Below are 15688 nucleotides of genomic sequence, written 5' to 3' on the forward strand. Positions count from 1 at the left end.
TGGTTGTGCGTTCTAAAAATAGGTGCTGGAGTATGACAGCCAATTCAACGAAACAAGCGGGTAATGAGCAGGTTCGTCCATCGGTTCCGCTTCCGGCCCGGAAGGTAAAAATGCAAAGCCGGCACAAATTCCTGATCTGGTCATTTATGCTCGTTGTTCAGTTGCCCGTTGGATTGCTTGCACTTTATCTGGGTGTGTTCGCCACGCCTCAGTTTGCATCATCAATGTCGTTTTCTATTCGCTCAGAAGAGTTTGCGAACCCGTTTGATGCACTGTCTGGTCTTGGCGAGCTATCATCGGGTACTTCATCTGATGCGCAGATTGTCTTTGACTTTATTCGCAGCCAGAAAATCGTGCGGACTATTGATGAACAGCTCGGCTTGCGGGCCCTGTATTCAGCACCAGACAATGACCCGGTTTTTACAATTTCACCTGACGTTCCCGTAGAGAAACTGGTCCAGCACTGGCATAGTATGGTTCAGATCAATCTGGACAAGGGCAGCGGAATTGTCCGGGTGAAGGCATTTGCATTTAGCCCCGAAGACGCAAGACGTATCAACCACAATATTTTACAGCAGTCGCAGGAGCTGGTAGATCAGCTGAGTTTTCTGGCGCGTCAGGATGCAATTGGTTATGCCCAGGAGGATCTTGAAAGTGCTCGTGAACGTCTGAAAGTTGCGCGTCAGGAATTGAGTGAATTCCGCTCTTCTGCGCGCATTATTGATCCTACGATTGCTGTTCAAAGTCAGGGCGGGGTATCAGCTGCACTGCAACAACAGCTGGCTGATGCCTGGATTGAACTTGATTTGCTGACAGCCGCCACCACGCGTGAAGATGATCCGCGGCTTACGCAATTACGTCGACGGGTTGCTGCGATTGAAGGGCGGCTGGAGGAAGAACGGCAGGCTTTGGCCGGGAGTGCGAACAGTGGTATGGTCGAAATTGTCGGTCGTTTTGAAGCGCTTCTTGTCGAACGCGAATTTGCCGAGCAGGCTTTTGTGTCCGCCGCTGCCGCTTTTGATGTCGCGCGGGCAGATGCCGGACGCCGTACAAAATATCTCGCAGTTCATATTGAACCGACGCTGTCGGATACTGCACTTTACCCACGTTCCTGGGTGATTATCCCAATTGCCTTTGCCCTATTGCTGCTTAGCTGGGCTGTTGCAATCATGGTGGCATATTCCATCCGCGACCGAGGGTGACCTACTGTGATTGTGCTCGAAAACCTGACCAAAAGCTTTCTTCTCGGCGGGCAGCGAAAATATGTGGCACGGCAGATAAATGCGACATTCCCTGCGCGTACATCTGTTGCTCTGATTGGGCGAAATGGAGCAGGTAAGTCCACCCTGCTTAAGATCATTGGCGGAACAATGCGGCCGGATGCGGGCCAGGTATTAAGCGAAGGCGCGATTTCCTGGCAAATCGGTTTTGCCGGGAGCTTCCATCCAGAACTGACCGGCCTGCAAAATACTCGCTTTATTGCACGTGTGTATGGCGTGGATACCAGAGAGCTTGAAGACTATGTCAGTGATTTTGCAGAATTGGGATCAGCATTCAGGGCACCCGTTCGCACCTATAGTTCAGGTATGAGGGCCCGCCTGGCTTTTGGCGTGTCTATGGGGATCCCGTTTTCTTATTACCTGATTGATGAAGTGACTGCAGTGGGCGACAGGTCTTTTCGTGCAAAATGTACCGACGTGCTGAACGATCGCCTGAGTCAGGCTGGTTCAATTGTTGTGTCTCATAGCGCAAGCACATTGCGGTCAATTTGCTCGGCTGGTGCTGTTCTGGAAAATGGTATCCTCAGATATTTCGATGATATTGACGAGGCACTGGAAGTACATCGTGAGAATATGGGAGAGGAACCCAAACGGAAATGAAGAACACCACGCTGCAATCTTCGACATCGCCCAATTGGCCTTGTAGCAGTTCCGTTCTGGTCTCTGAACTCACTTGCGACCTTTCGTTCGAATGCCGGGGGCATTTACCACCCAGCGATGAATGACGGCGACGTGGGTTATAAAAGTTGTTGATATACTGAAATACTACGCCTTCTACCTGACCATGTGCGTCCAACATTCAAGTGCAGTTCCAGCAACTCTCCAGTCATACACAGCCGCCCATAATTTTTCAGGCTGAGGCCACTCGGCTCGCGGATCTGATCCAGAATGACCATATCATCATGCTGTCCCCGCTCATACTTACACACAAGCACTGCCTACCAGTGGCTGGCTCATCGACCATTCAACCGCCGTTGCTTAACTTGTCACTGTAGGATATGGGTTTCTGTGCAATGGGGTGCTTCCATCACGCCTGCTGTTTCGCAACGGCTCCCGGCCCAATGTTGTTTAGGCCGGGAAGGCTCAATTCCTCTAGATAAATACGATATCGTCCGAGACCGCTGTGATGGTTGTGTTCTCAACCGTGATTGTGCCCGAGCCATAATCTATGGTGGTATCACCATTCGCATAGGACAGGGTGAGGTCCTCAAGCATCAGACCGGAGATCTTGAGGTGGATTTTGTCATAATTGTTCTGGAAATCCACGATCTTGTCGTCGCCGCTATTGGCGAAAAAGACAAACTTATCCGCACCACCCCCACCGCTGAGCAAATCATTCCCCGCACCACCATAAAGGTCATCGGCACCGACCCCGCCATAAAGCGCGTCATTCCCACCCCGACCGAACAGATCGTCGGAACCATAATGCCCCCAGATCGCATTGTTGGCATGATCCCCCAAAAGTGAGTCGTTGAAGGCAGAACCGTAAAGCCGTTCGATGGAAAAATACGTATCCCCGATGGCATTTCCCCGATTGTTGGAACTATTCAAAAGATCAGCCGTTACGCGTGAGCCACCAAGGTATTGCGCGCGATCATAGCCGGCACCGCCGTTGAGAACATCGCCTCCCGAGCCCCCGACAAGGACATCATTGCCCGCGCCACCGTAAAGCGCGTCGTTGCCCCCTCTGCCAGAGAGGAAATCGTTACCATTGTGTCCCCAGATCGCATTGGTGGCATGGTCACCATACAAACCATCCCCAAAGGCAGTGCCGTAGAGGCGCTCAATGGAAATATACGTATCCCCGCTCGCGGCACCCGTATTATTGGAACTGTTGAGAAGGTCAGCCGTGACAGCAGATGCCCCAAGATATTGCGCGCGATCGACGCCGGTACCACCGTTGAGAACATCGCCCCCCGAACCCCCGACGAGAACGTCATTACCCACACCACCATAAAGCGTGTCATTGCCACCCCTGCCAGAGAGGAAGTCATTACCCTTGTCCCCCCAGATCGCGTTGTTGGCATGATCACCATACAAACCATCCCCAAAGGCAGTACCATAGAGGCGTTCGATGGAAAAATACGTATCCCCGCTCGCGACACCTGTATTGTTCGAACTGTTGAGAAGGTCAGCTATGACCGCAGATGCCCCAAGGTATTGCGCCCGATCAATGCCGGTACCACCATTAAGAACATCAGCACCATCCCCCCCTACGAGGACGTCATTGCCCGCGCCACCAAACATTGTATCACCTTGATCACCACCAATCAGAATGTCATCAGCGTCCGACCCGATCTGCTCATTTGTACCGATAAGCAGCGGTCGATTTGGATCTGTGAATTGGTCGCCAAAGATATCTTCAATCGTAATCGATGTCTGGTTCAGGGTTCTTACATGGATCTGTTCATCATTGAAATTCAGCGTAATCCCCCAGTCTTCCACAACATAACTGATCTGCCCGATGTAATAGAGCCAGTTAAAATGACTGAGATCCAGTCGGTCCACGCCGGGTTCAAAGTCCTGAATGATGTCAGTCACCCCATCTGCCTCGAAGACAAAGATATCCGCCCCAGCTCCGCCCCAGAGCACATCAGAACCCGACCCATCATAAAGAATATCCGCACCGTCACCGCCGTAGATATTATCATCCCCCGGGCCGCCATAAATCAGATCATCCCCACTGGTTCCGGTAATACTATCTTGCAGTGCAGTGCCATAAATGACGTCTCCGTAGTTCGCGGCAGAAAGAGAAAACTGCGTCACACCTGATTCATTGCCAGAGGTTACAAAAACCTGCACTTCATCACCCAGAACAACTGCCGAGATGGACGCAATGTTATCAAGTGTCGTGTTCAGTTCATCAGCAATGCTCTCCAGATGCAGCAATGTCCCGTCCGGCAGGATGGTAAACAGGCTGATACCGTCATCCCCGCCACCAGCCAGGACAAAGCCGCGATCCCCGATGGTGAAAGTTTCAATCACCGAAGCATTCTGAAAGCGGGTGTGCGATGTATCAATGATATGATCCGTTACATTCAGAATGCCGTTTCCTTCCACCCTGAGTACGCTGAGAGAGTTGCTGAGCGCCGACGCCACGATGACATAGCTTGCGCTACCTACCTCCAGCAGTTCCATTGCAAGTGGTGTGTTTATCCCCAGTTCAAGCGCTGCTCCGACAGTGTCGGACAAGCTGAGCGCCCCCGTTGCATCGTCAATGCTATAGATGCTGATCCCGTTCTCACCCGCCGATGTGACCAGCAGGAATGAATTCCCCCCGACACTGATCCGCAGCATATCCGTGATGTTTGTGCCGTAGCTGTCCTCTGTATCTGAAATGCTCAGCTCTGGCCGGGCCGTGATCTCTGTGCCAATTTCGAAAACCTGTATCTCATCCCCCGAGGCAGAGACGGCGTAATAATAGCTGGCTTGTACTGGTACTGCCCCTTCCGTAAGGGCCGCGAATTCTGCGGAACTTCCATCTCCTGGTAACAAAACCGGGGCTGTAGCACTTCCGTCTTCTTCCAGCGCATAAGCGATCAGGTTCCCGGAAGCATCCAGACCCGTGATCGCATATTCTACATTATTGAGTTCCAGAAAGGATAAGTCGGATGCTGCGAACAGTGTGGTGGTTTCATCATAAACGGCAGACCCCGCAAGCACCGCGATCTGCCCCTGTGTCAACGCATAGCTGATCAGACCGCCATTGATGCCGGATGTACCATATAAATAGACGCCCAGAGATGTCACAGAGACATGCATGCCAGTGATATTCTGGTCGATCCCATCCAAACCAGGCAGGATGACGCCCGTCAGTCCCAAGTATGCCATATTCCACCTTCACCCAATTTCTGAAGGTAGTCTGGGAATACAATGAAGCCCGCCGGGTACCGGATTTTGTTTAAATCATGTCTCTTGTTTAAGATTCTGAGCGAACCTTAACTTTGTTGTTTACGGTCTGTTAGGAAGGCCAGGACAAGACCTTCCCCACCGTGCGGCTTAATTCTGCTCTGGCACCAGTATCTCGCGCTTGCCGACATGGTTTGCAGCACTAACAAGACTTTCTTCTTCCATTTGCTCTACCAGACGCGCGGCTTTGTTATAGCCAATCGCCAGTTTCCGCTGGATGTAAGAAGTCGAACATTTGCGATCTTTGATCACAATCGCTACCGCCTGATCATACAGCGCGTCTTCACCATTGGTGTTGCCACCTGTGTTCAGACCAAGCACAGCGTCGATGTTGTCAGCCTTGTCATCATCCGGGCCATCCACCACGCCGCCAATATATTCAGGCGGGCCAAAGGCTTTCAGGTGGTTGACGATTTCTTCGACTTCTTCATCAGCACAGAACGGCCCGTGCACACGGGTAATCTTGGACCCACCCGCCATATACAGCATGTCACCCATGCCAAGCAGTTGTTCCGCGCCCTGTTCACCAAGGATGGTGCGGCTGTCGATCTTGGATGTCACCTGGAAGGAAATCCGGGTTGGGAAGTTTGCCTTAATCGTACCGGTGATCACATCCACAGACGGGCGCTGTGTCGCCATGATCAGGTGGATACCAGACGCACGCGCCATCTGCGCAAGACGTTGAATACAGGCTTCGATTTCCTTACCCGCCACCATCATCAGGTCAGCCATCTCATCAACGACCACCACGATATATGGCATTTTCTCGGGTTTGTTTTCTTCGGTTTCAAAGATCGGATCGCCGGTTTCTTCGTCAAATCCGGTCTGAACCGTACGTGAGAACATTTCATTCTTCGCCAGTGCATCTTCGACACGGCCGTTATAACCCGCAATGTTACGCACCCCCATGCGCGACATCTTGCGATAGCGTTCTTCCATCTCACCCACGACCCATTTCAGGGCCACAACCGCCTTTTTGGGGTCGGTCACAACAGGCGACAGCAGATGTGGGATGCCGTCATAAACGGACAGTTCCAGCATCTTCGGGTCAATCATGATCATCCGGCATTCATCCGGGGACAGCTTATACAGCAGCGACAGGATCATTGTGTTGATGGCAACCGATTTACCAGAACCCGTGGTACCCGCGATCAGCAGGTGAGGCATCTTGGCAAGGTTCGCAACAACCGGCGCACCGCCAATGTCTTTGCCCAGCGCAAGCGGCAGGCTGTGGCTGCCATCGCCAAAATCACGACCTGACAGGATCTCACGGAAACTGACCATTTCACGTTTTTCATTGGGCAGTTCGATACCGATCACGGACCGGCCCGGCACGGTGGACACACGCGCAGACAATGCGGACATGGAACGGGCGATATCATCCGCCAAACCAATCACACGGGACGCTTTCAGACCGGGCGCAGGTTCCAGTTCATACATGGTAACAACAGGGCCAGGGCGCACAGAAACGATTTCCCCTTTGACGCCATAGTCATCCAACACGCTTTCCAGCATGCGGGCGTTTTCTTCCAGGGCTTCATCAGACAGGTGATGGCGTTCAATGGTATCCGGGCTGGCCAGAAGGCTCAGCGGTGGGTTTTCATAGGTATCAGCCTGCTGGTCAAACTGCAGTTTTGGCTGCGCCTCAGCCTGGGCCTGGCGGGACGGTTGAGCCAGCTTGTTCGGCGCATGTTGCACCACAGCTTTCTGAACAGGCGGCTGTGGGATCTGCATCGGTGCCGCCATCTGTGGTACAGGCGCGGCCACAGGTGCTTCATCTTCCCAGGGCTCTGCGAAATCATCTTCCTGATATGCAGAGTAATCTTCCGGCAGCTCTTCAATCACCACATCATCGTGGTAATCCTGCATTGTTTCTTCTGCCTGGAAGGCCGACCAGTCATCCTGTTCCATCGGCGCAGGTTCTGCCACGGGCATTGGTGCCTCAACAGGGGCACGCAGAACGGGCGCGACAATAGGTGCAACAGGCTCCATAACGGGTTCCTGGCGGTTCAGCTGTGGTTCCGCACGCGTTGCTGCCGGGCGTGGCGCGGTATTGGCTTTCAGAACCGGCACACGACGGCGGCGGGCCTGGATGGCATCGGTGATCCGGGACTTAATACGATCCCCACCATCTTCATCCACAGGTGCATCATAGGCCGGCGGCTGTGTTTCCACGAGTTCCGGTTCAGGTGTGCGACGCAACAGAGATGCCAGCAGCCCGGGCTTTTCGACAGCTTCCGGTACGGGTTCTGCATATTGTGGTTCTGCATAGGCCTGAACCTGGGGTTCCACATATTCTGGTGTTGCGTATTGTTGATCCGAACGAACAACTTGTGCCGCCGCCCGTGCAGGGACAACGGGTGCAACAGGTTCATAGGCTTCGGGACCGTCATGAATGACAACCTCTTCCTGATGCAGACGCGCGTTTTCCTGCCGGGCAAGGCGCGCCTCATTCAGGGATTGCGCGGTTGCACCGGCTTTTTGCACACCCCGACCGATCAGTTTCATCACCAGCGCATAGCCCATCACCGCCCCAATAAAGAGGAAGCGACCAAAGCTGCGCAGTTCTTCCCGGGTGAACCCCAGGACAGGCAGCAACACAGCAATCATTGCCAATGCAGAGAGGATAGAAAGCAAGTTTACCCAGACGGCCAGGCCACCCAGGCTTTGCATCACGGAAATAACCGCACCGGAAATGACGTCACCAATGACGCCACCGGGGCCAAAACTATGCACCCACAGATCAGACGTGCCGACAGATGATGCAAAAACAGAAATCGACGCATACAGAGAAATCAGTGCAATCGCGACAGGCGCGAACAGAATGCGTGGCATGATGCGTTCTTCGCCATAGTGCAGCACATATCGCGTGCCCCAGGTCAGCAGAACCGCAACAATGCCCCAGCCACCCCAGCCAACCAGCGTGTAAATCATACCGGACAGGTAGGCACCGGGTGTGCCGAACATATTCTGCACAGGCCCATCTGACGCAACAAACATGCTTGGATCAGAGGGCGAATACGTCCAGAGCATCAGCGTAACAATTAGGCCCGCAATGATCATTCCCACGCCCATCAGTTCCTTGCCACGTTTTTCAAGCGCAGCCTGGGTGTTGCTGTCGAAAAGAGGATCACGTTGTCTGATCTGATAAGACGCCATTTTACCTGTCCTTACACATTCTCAGCCGCTTCACAGGGCGGATTTATACTTATTGGGATGAAAACCATCCGTCATCACTACACTTGCGGACATGGGGAAACACCCAGGTGAAGATACACCTGGTGCGTGGAATTCTATCAATAAAGAAAGGGGCTGCGCCCGCTCTTCTGAAACCATATCTGCCTCTGTTCCGGGATCGTTTCGCCCCGATTAAGACCAGAATACGGCGCAGATGGCTGTCTGTCCAGCCCGTGATGTGACCGGCGGGCAGAACCCGCCGATCTCTGTGACTCTTTTACGCCAGCGCCGCCTCTGCCGCAGCGCCAAGACGCAGCAGGCGTTCTTCGGTATCCGGCGGTGTCATCAGCGTAATACCGCAGGAAGGAACCCCGGTGGGCAGGGTCAGCGCGGTCAGCCCCATCAGATTGCCGATCCGCGTATTGCGCAGGGCGAGCAGGTTTTCGGTAATATAATAATCATGATCCGACATCAGCCGTTCCGCATTTGGCGGCAGAATGGGGGATGTCGGCATGATCACTGCATCATATTGCGCCACAGCGCTCAGGTAGCCCGCCCGCAGTTTTTCCATCTTCTGCCAGGCCGCGATATATTCCCCGGCGGACCAGGACTGACCCAGTTGAAACCGCCCCAGAATTTCAGGGAACATCACATCCGGGTTGGCCTCGATCACGTCTTTCCAGGTGCCCCAGGCCTCACTTGTATAAAGAATGCTGGTCAGTTCCATGATTTCGGCAACTTCCGGGATGTCCCCACGATCCACCTGGGCCTCTGCGGCCTGAAGCCGTTCAACCGCGCTTTGGAACGCAGCACCCGGTGCGTCACGCACGTCATCCATCGCGACGGTTTCCAGCACAAGGAAACGTTTACCCGCCAGATCCGCACCACGCAGATCCGCAGCTTTGCCACCTTCCATCAACGCCAGCAGCTGGGCGCAATCTTCAACAGAACGCGCCAGCGGGCCAACCGTATCAAACCAGGCGCAAAGCGGAACGACACCTTCAAGCGACAGGCGGCCCGAAGTGGTTTTCAGCCCCACAAGGTCATTCCAGGCCGCGGGGATACGCACGGATCCACCCGTATCAGATCCAATCGCGGCAGGCGCCAGACCAAAGGCAACCGATGCTGCTGCACCAGAACTGGACCCGCCGGACACAGCATCATGATCATTCACACAGGGTGAACTTGCCGTGATCGGGTTCAGCCCCAGGCCAGAAAAAGCCAGTTCGGACATATGGGTTTTACCCACACAGATCAGCCCGGCAGCGGTGGCGTTTTTCAGAACCTCCGCGTCCTCATCCGGGATACGATCCTTCAGCAAAGCCGTCCCGGCCTCTGTCGCAACACCTGCTGTATCAAACAGATCCTTCCAGGAAATCGGCACACCATCCAGCGCACTCAGTCGCGCGCCGCTTTTGGCGCGATCAGACGCAGCCTTCGCCTCCGCTATCGCACGGTCCCGCGTCAGGCGGGCGTAGATGCGATCAGACATCTCATGCGCTTCGATTGCATCCAGCACGGCCTCTGTCAGATCCACCGGGTCAATCTCACCCGCGCCAATCATCCGCCCAAGTTCACTTGCGGTCTTATCCTGCCAGTTCAGTGACATGCCTGCCCTCCCAAAATCATTTTCCCGGACGGTAGCGGCACTGGGGCGCATGGACAATCCCCGCACAGTCACGATAGTGGGTTTTATGACCTGCGACTCAGATATCCTGATTGCAGGCGGCGGGCTGAACGGCCCCTCGCTTGCGCTTGCCCTGGCCGATGGCGGCCTGAACGTAACCCTTGTGGATGCTGCCCCCGATGGTGCGCGCGAAACGCAGGGGTTTGACGGGCGCTGTTATGCGCTGGCGCTCGCGTCCCAGCGGCTGTTTCAGGCGATTGGCGTCTGGCCCCTGCTGGACGGCAATGCGCAACCCATCCTGAACGTCAAAGTCACCGATGGGCGCGCGGGCGAAGGGCCTGGTCCCTTTGTGATGGGGTTTGATCACGCCGAGATCGAAGAAGGCCCGACCGGCTATATGGTTGAGGATCGCTTTATTTCCGGTGCCCTGCGCGAAGCCGTTGAAAGGCACCCGTTGATCACAAAGATTTCTGACGCAAAGGCTATATCGCAACAGGTTGACGGTGCGATTGTCACCGTGGGCCTGGATGATGGCACAAGCCACACCACCCGCCTGCTGGTCGGTGCGGACGGGCGCGGCAGCGGTGTTGCGTCACGCGCAGGCATCAAACGTAACGGGCACAGTTATCATCAGACGGCAGTTGTCTGTTCCGTAGCACATGAAAAGCCGCACAACGCCACCGCACATCAGTTCTTCATGCCCGACGGGCCGCTTGCTATCCTGCCCTTGCCTGGTGACCATTCGTCCATTGTCTGGAGCACATCCGATGACACTGCCGCCCGTCTTGCCGGGCTGAGTGATGATGACTTCATGGAAGAACTGCGCCCGGTTTTTGGTGATTTCCTGGGCGATATTTCCCTGTCCGGGGTGCGCTTAACCTATCCCCTCAGCCTGTCTCTGGCTGAACATTTTGTCAAAGATCGCCTCGCCCTTGTTGGCGATGCCGCCCATGGTGTGCATCCTGTTGCCGGTCAGGGGCTGAACCTGGGTCTGCGCGATGTCGGGGCGCTGGCAGAAGTCGTGATTGAAGCCCGCCGCCGTGGTGAAGATTTCGCCGCCGTTGATGTGCTGGCCCGTTATGAACAATGGCGCCGCTGGGATACCACAGTCATGAGCGCCGGGATGGACGGCGTTGTGCGCCTGTTCTCAAACGACAACCCGATCCTGCGGGCAGCCCGCGGCATGGGCCTGGGTATCGTGAACGCCCTGCCCACCCTGCGCCGCAACTTCATCCGCGAAGCCGCTGGCCTGACCGGTGATCTGCCAAAACTGATGCAAGGCCGGCAGATCTGATATTCGCGTTCAGTCGATCCGGCGGGCTTCGTCGATCAGCATGACAGGAATGCCATTGCGGATCGGGAAAGCAAGGCGCGCAGCGCGGGAGATGAGTTCCTGGCGCTTCGCGTCATATTCCAGAGGCTGCTGTGTCTGCGGGCAGATCAGGGCTTCCAGCATACGCGGGGAAAATTCGGCGTGGGATGTCGGGGTTTTGTCATTCATTGGATGACCTCAGTATCAGAGCTGCTGTAGATCGCATATTCAAGCAATGCGGTCAGGGTTCTGCGCCGTTCTGCAAGATTTAGCGCCTCAAGCAAAGCCTGTTTTTCTTCAATGGAAAACGGGCAGAGCATCGACAGGCTATTGACCAGCATTTCTTCCTCAGCCCCCTGGAGCTGTTCCCAGTCGGTGCTGAGATCGCGGAGATCAAAGTAACGCTGCAGCAGTTTCAGAAATCCGGTACGGTCAAAGGACGGATCTTTCGACATGCTGCGACTGTCGCCCTCAAAATCCCGCCAGTTCACCTGGGCTTTCTTATAGGGATTGAAGCCTTCCTCAATCTGTTCAATCCGAAAGCGCGACACACCGGACAAGGTGATCATATAGCGATGATCTTCGGTTTCAGTGAAGGATGTCACACGCCCCACACAGCCAATCCGATGCAGGGCTTCGCTGTCGGCTTGCATCGGTTGTACTATCCCGATCAGCCGGTGATCACTGCGCAAAGTATCGTCAAGCATGGTCAGATACCGCGGCTCAAACACATGCAGCGACAATTTCGCCCGAGGCATAAGGATCGCCTCGGACAAAGGAAACAGCGGAATAACATCAGGAAGGTCGGCGGGAAGTATCATGAAACCACCTTAACCTGTTTATCTGATTACGCAAATATCATTGATGACAGGCGACGGCGGCCGTTCAGAACCACGGGATCTTCCGGTTTCAGCGCTTCAAAAACGGTGAACAACTGCGCCTTGGCGGCACCATCATTCCAGTCACGATCGCGACGGAACAGATCCAAAAGCATATCAACTGCACCCTCAGGATCGCCATTCGCATGCATTGCAACGGCCAGATCCAACCGGGCCTGGTGGTTGTTTTCATCCGTATCAAGTGCGGCGCGCAATTCTGTCAGCGGGCCGGCATCTGCGGCCTGTTTTGCCAGATCAAGCTGTGCAGCGGCGACTTCGATTTCAGAAGCGTCAGAAATCTCAGCAGGCACACCATTCAACGCGGCTTCGGCCTCATCCAGCTGATCCATCGCCAGATGTGCGCGGATCAGACCGCCCCAGGCTCCGGCGAAATTGCCATCTTCTTCCAGAATCGCAGCAAACGTCTGTGCCGCATCTTCTGCAGCCCCTTCGGCCAGCATTTCTTCCGCAGCGGCCACAGCATCAGCCAGACCATTATCTTCTTCCGGGGCCATCGCAGCCAGTTTGTCTACGAAGGCTTTGATTTCAGACGGCGGCAACGCGCCCTGAAAACCATCGACAGGCTTGCCTTCAAAGAACGCATACACAGTCGGGACAGACTGAATCTGCAACTGCCCGGCGATGCCCTGGTTCTTATCCACATCCAGTTTCACCATGCGGACTTTGCCACCGGCATCAGCCACTGCAGCTTCCAGCGCCGGACCCAGGGTTTTACAGGGGCCACACCAGGGCGCCCAGAAATCCACAATCACCGGTACAGTCTGACTGGCCTCAATCACATCCTGCATAAAGGTGGCTTCTGATCCGTCTTTGATCAGGTCTGCGGGTGCTTCTGGCGCGGCGGTTTCATTTCCAAATTCTAACATTCTCTGTCCCCTCTGGGTTTCCTCTTAGATGGCGTGAAAACAGATCGGTTTCAAGCCCTGCGCGTCACCTGGTCGGTTAACAGAACCTTTACCCCACGTGCCCGCACACAGCGGAACTGAAAGGAATTTCAGTCCAGATTTGCGCATTCACAGCAGAGGCAGACCCAATGACCAACACGCCAATCCTTTCGATGCCCTATATCGCGCCATCCCAGGCGCAAAAACACGTCACCCATAACGAGGCCCTGCGCCTGCTGGATGTTCTGGTTCAGCTGGTGGCGGACAGTCGCAGTGACACCACCCCGCCCCCTGCCCCGTCAGAAGGGCAGTGTTTTATCGTCGCCCCCGGCGCCACTGGCGACTGGGCCGGTCAGGACGAACAAATTGCCCTGCACGAAAATGGTGTCTGGATTTTCATTGCGCCGCAAAGCGGCTGGATCGCCATGATCACCGATACGATGGAACTGGCGGTTTTTGATGGTGCGGCCTGGGGCCCGGTGAAGGCCAACCTGACATCCGATGCCCTCAACAATCTTGTGCATATCGGTGTGAACACCTCTGCGGACGCAACCAACAAGCTTGCAGTCTCCGCTGACGCCACATTACTGAACCATGCAGGCGGTGGGCATCAGCTGAAGGTGAATAAGAACACCCCTGGTGACACCGCCAGCCTGCTGTTCCAAAGCGCCTGGACCGGCCACGCGGAAATGGGGTTAAGCGGCAACACGGATTTCACTGTTAAAGTCAGCGCAGACGGCGGCACCTGGTTCACGGCTATGGAAACCGATGGCGCAACCGGGCGCGTCAGCTTTCCGTCCGGTGGCGTGCGCCTCATGCTGGCCGCTCCGACCACCTGGTATGTGGACCCGGGCAACGGCAATGACAGCAACAGCGGGTTGTTTTCCGGCACCGGTGCCTTTGCAACCCTGCAACGCGCGGTGGATGAGGTTCTGTCGATTGATGCAGGCGGCCATGCGGTGACAATCCAGCTAGCCGATGACACTTACAATCTGACAAGCCCCGTTGTGATCGACCAGCCCCTGGTGGGCGGCGGTGAGATCATGATCACCGGCAACACGGCCTCGCCTTCTCTGGTTGCGCTGAACAGCAGTGCGGGCGTGTTTGATGTGATCGGTGCGGTTGTGTCCCTGTCTGGTGTTGAACTCAGCACCTCTGCCCCGGCAGAGGTTTGCATCAATGGGGCTGAAAATGCCCAGATCACCCTGTCAGAAATCGAATTCGGCACAGGCGGCAGCGCCCATATCAGCCTGCAGAATGCGGAATGCGAAGTGGTTGGCGATGTTGAAATCACCGGCGATGCTGACCGTCACATTGCCCTGGACCACAAAGCCGTTTTCCGCATGGAAGGTCAGACCCTGTCCCTGACCGGCGCCCCCGATTTCCCGACCGCCTTTATCGAAGCAAACAACGGTTCCGCCGCCAGTTTTGATGGCAACAGTTTTTCCGGCACCGCCAGCGGCCCGCGTTATGACATCAGCGTGCTGTCTTCGGTCAACACCTATGGCGCCGGGGTTTCCCATCTGCCCGGCGGCAGCGCTGGCAGCACCAGTGATGGCGGAATCTACGCTTAAATCAAAAGCCCCGGCAGTGACCGGGGCTTTTTCTTACAGATCAAATGTCGCGAAAACCGGCGCGTGGTCGGATGGTTTTTCCCATCCGCGCACATCGCGCAGAACCCGGCTGCTGTGATGGGTATTTTTAATATCATCCGACGCCCAGATGTGATCCAGACGGCGCCCTTTATCCGCCGTATCCCAATCCTTCGCGCGGTAAGACCACCAGCTGTACAGCTTACCTTCTGTAATATCGCCGCGCGTCACATCATGCCAGCCGCCGGAGTTGCGCACGTCTTCAAACAGTTCAACCTCAACAGGCGTGTGGCTGACAACTTTCAACAGTTTCTTATGGTCCCAGACGTCATCTTCGCCCGGGGCAATGTTCAGATCGCCAACCAGAATGGATTTCTCCGGACGGTTTGCGTTGAAATAGTCCCGCATCTCGGCAAAGAAATCGAGCTTCTGACCGAATTTCTCATTCACTTCACGGTCTGCCACATCCCCACCGGCAGGGGCGTACACATTGTGAACGGTCACACCATTTTCCAGCCGTCCCGCCACATGACGCGCATGACCGAGTGAGGCAAAGTCCTGCATGCCCGCTTCTTCCATCGGGATTTTAGACAGGATTGCAACGCCGTTGTATCCCTTCTGGCCACTGGCAACCATATGTTCATAGCCAAGCGCCCGAAAGCCATCCATCGGGATTTTATCTACGGGGCTTTTACATTCCTGCAAACACAGCACATCTGGTGCGTGTTCCTCCATCAGTTTCAGCACAATCGGTTCGCGCAGACGAACAGAGTTAATATTCCAGGTGGCAAGTGTGAAACTCATAGCGGCTCTCTTCTCAATTCATCCGGTTCCGTGCCCCGGGCGGGACAGGCAGAATAGTCCGCCGGATACTGCCCTGAACAGCCTGAATTGACCAGAAAAGAAAATATCAAATTCCAGTGCGCTGACGCAATTAACGCTTGCGCCCGATGATCAGCGAAGGCACATCGGGCGAAATCTTTCTGACGAAGGCTGGATTCGGATGCT

At 55.2% G+C, this 15688-nt stretch carries 11 protein-coding genes; 4 read left to right on the forward strand and 7 right to left on the reverse strand.

Annotated features, from left to right (window positions below; genetic code table 11):
• The first annotated feature begins 5 nt into the window (after positions 1-5).
• Together H1D41_RS13890 and H1D41_RS13895 are read left to right on the forward strand one after the other, a co-directional pair.
• Positions 6-1202 (forward strand): sugar transporter, encoded by a 1197-nt coding sequence (locus H1D41_RS13890; protein WP_228849482.1) that lies wholly within the window; start codon positions 6-8, stop codon positions 1200-1202.
• A 6-nt stretch (positions 1203-1208) separates the two neighbouring features.
• Positions 1209-1880, forward strand: coding sequence for an ABC transporter ATP-binding protein (locus H1D41_RS13895; protein WP_228849483.1), 672 nt, complete (start codon positions 1209-1211; stop codon positions 1878-1880).
• Positions 1881-2372: 492 nt separating this feature from the next.
• On the opposite strand, the gene H1D41_RS13900 is transcribed toward H1D41_RS13895, so the two are convergent.
• The 3 genes from H1D41_RS13900 to H1D41_RS13910 all read right to left on the reverse strand — a co-directional run bounded on the left by H1D41_RS13900 (position 2373) and on the right by H1D41_RS13910 (position 9975).
• Positions 2373-5111, reverse strand: a complete 2739-nt coding sequence (locus H1D41_RS13900) for a calcium-binding protein (RefSeq protein ID WP_228849484.1) — start codon at positions 5109-5111, stop codon at positions 2373-2375.
• A gap of 168 nt (positions 5112-5279) precedes the next feature.
• On the reverse strand, positions 5280-8348 hold the full coding sequence (locus H1D41_RS13905) for a DNA translocase FtsK (protein ID WP_228849485.1): 3069 nt from the start codon (positions 8346-8348) through the stop codon (positions 5280-5282).
• Positions 8349-8643: 295 nt separating this feature from the next.
• A complete protein-coding gene (locus H1D41_RS13910) occupies positions 8644-9975 on the reverse strand; it encodes an amidase (protein WP_228849486.1) in 1332 nt (443 codons plus the stop codon).
• A gap of 49 nt (positions 9976-10024) precedes the next feature.
• On the opposite strand from H1D41_RS13910, the gene H1D41_RS13915 reads away from it, so the two are divergent.
• Positions 10025-11287: a UbiH/UbiF/VisC/COQ6 family ubiquinone biosynthesis hydroxylase gene (locus H1D41_RS13915; RefSeq protein ID WP_394355412.1), complete on the forward strand. Its 1263-nt coding sequence runs from the start codon at positions 10025-10027 to the stop codon at positions 11285-11287.
• Positions 11288-11296: 9 nt separating this feature from the next.
• Here H1D41_RS13915 and H1D41_RS13920 read toward each other — a convergent pair whose 3' ends face one another.
• Genes H1D41_RS13920 through H1D41_RS13930 form a run of 3 tightly spaced genes read right to left on the reverse strand, consistent with a single transcriptional unit; the run spans position 11297 to position 13070 of the window.
• On the reverse strand, positions 11297-11494 hold the full coding sequence (locus H1D41_RS13920; RefSeq protein WP_228849488.1) for a Trm112 family protein: 198 nt from the start codon (positions 11492-11494) through the stop codon (positions 11297-11299).
• On the reverse strand, positions 11491-12126 hold the full coding sequence (locus H1D41_RS13925; protein WP_228849489.1) for an LON peptidase substrate-binding domain-containing protein: 636 nt from the start codon (positions 12124-12126) through the stop codon (positions 11491-11493). Before H1D41_RS13925 ends, H1D41_RS13920 begins: the two co-directional genes overlap by 4 nt.
• A 26-nt stretch (positions 12127-12152) precedes the next feature.
• Positions 12153-13070, reverse strand: coding sequence for a thioredoxin family protein (locus H1D41_RS13930; RefSeq protein ID WP_228849490.1), 918 nt, complete (start codon positions 13068-13070; stop codon positions 12153-12155).
• A 167-nt stretch (positions 13071-13237) separates the two neighbouring features.
• On the opposite strand from H1D41_RS13930, the gene H1D41_RS13935 reads away from it, so the two are divergent.
• Complete coding sequence (locus H1D41_RS13935) at positions 13238-14662, forward strand: DUF2793 domain-containing protein (protein ID WP_228849491.1); 1425 nt, start codon at positions 13238-13240, stop codon at positions 14660-14662.
• A 33-nt stretch (positions 14663-14695) separates the two neighbouring features.
• On the opposite strand, the gene xth is transcribed toward H1D41_RS13935, so the two are convergent.
• On the reverse strand, positions 14696-15484 hold the full coding sequence (gene xth / locus H1D41_RS13940) for an exodeoxyribonuclease III (RefSeq protein WP_228849492.1): 789 nt from the start codon (positions 15482-15484) through the stop codon (positions 14696-14698).
• Between the last annotated feature and the right edge of the window lie 204 nt (positions 15485-15688).

Origin of the sequence: Halocynthiibacter styelae, assembly GCF_016123485.1 — a bacterium.
In the GTDB taxonomy this organism is placed as follows: Bacteria; Pseudomonadota; Alphaproteobacteria; order Rhodobacterales; family Rhodobacteraceae; genus Halocynthiibacter; species Halocynthiibacter styelae.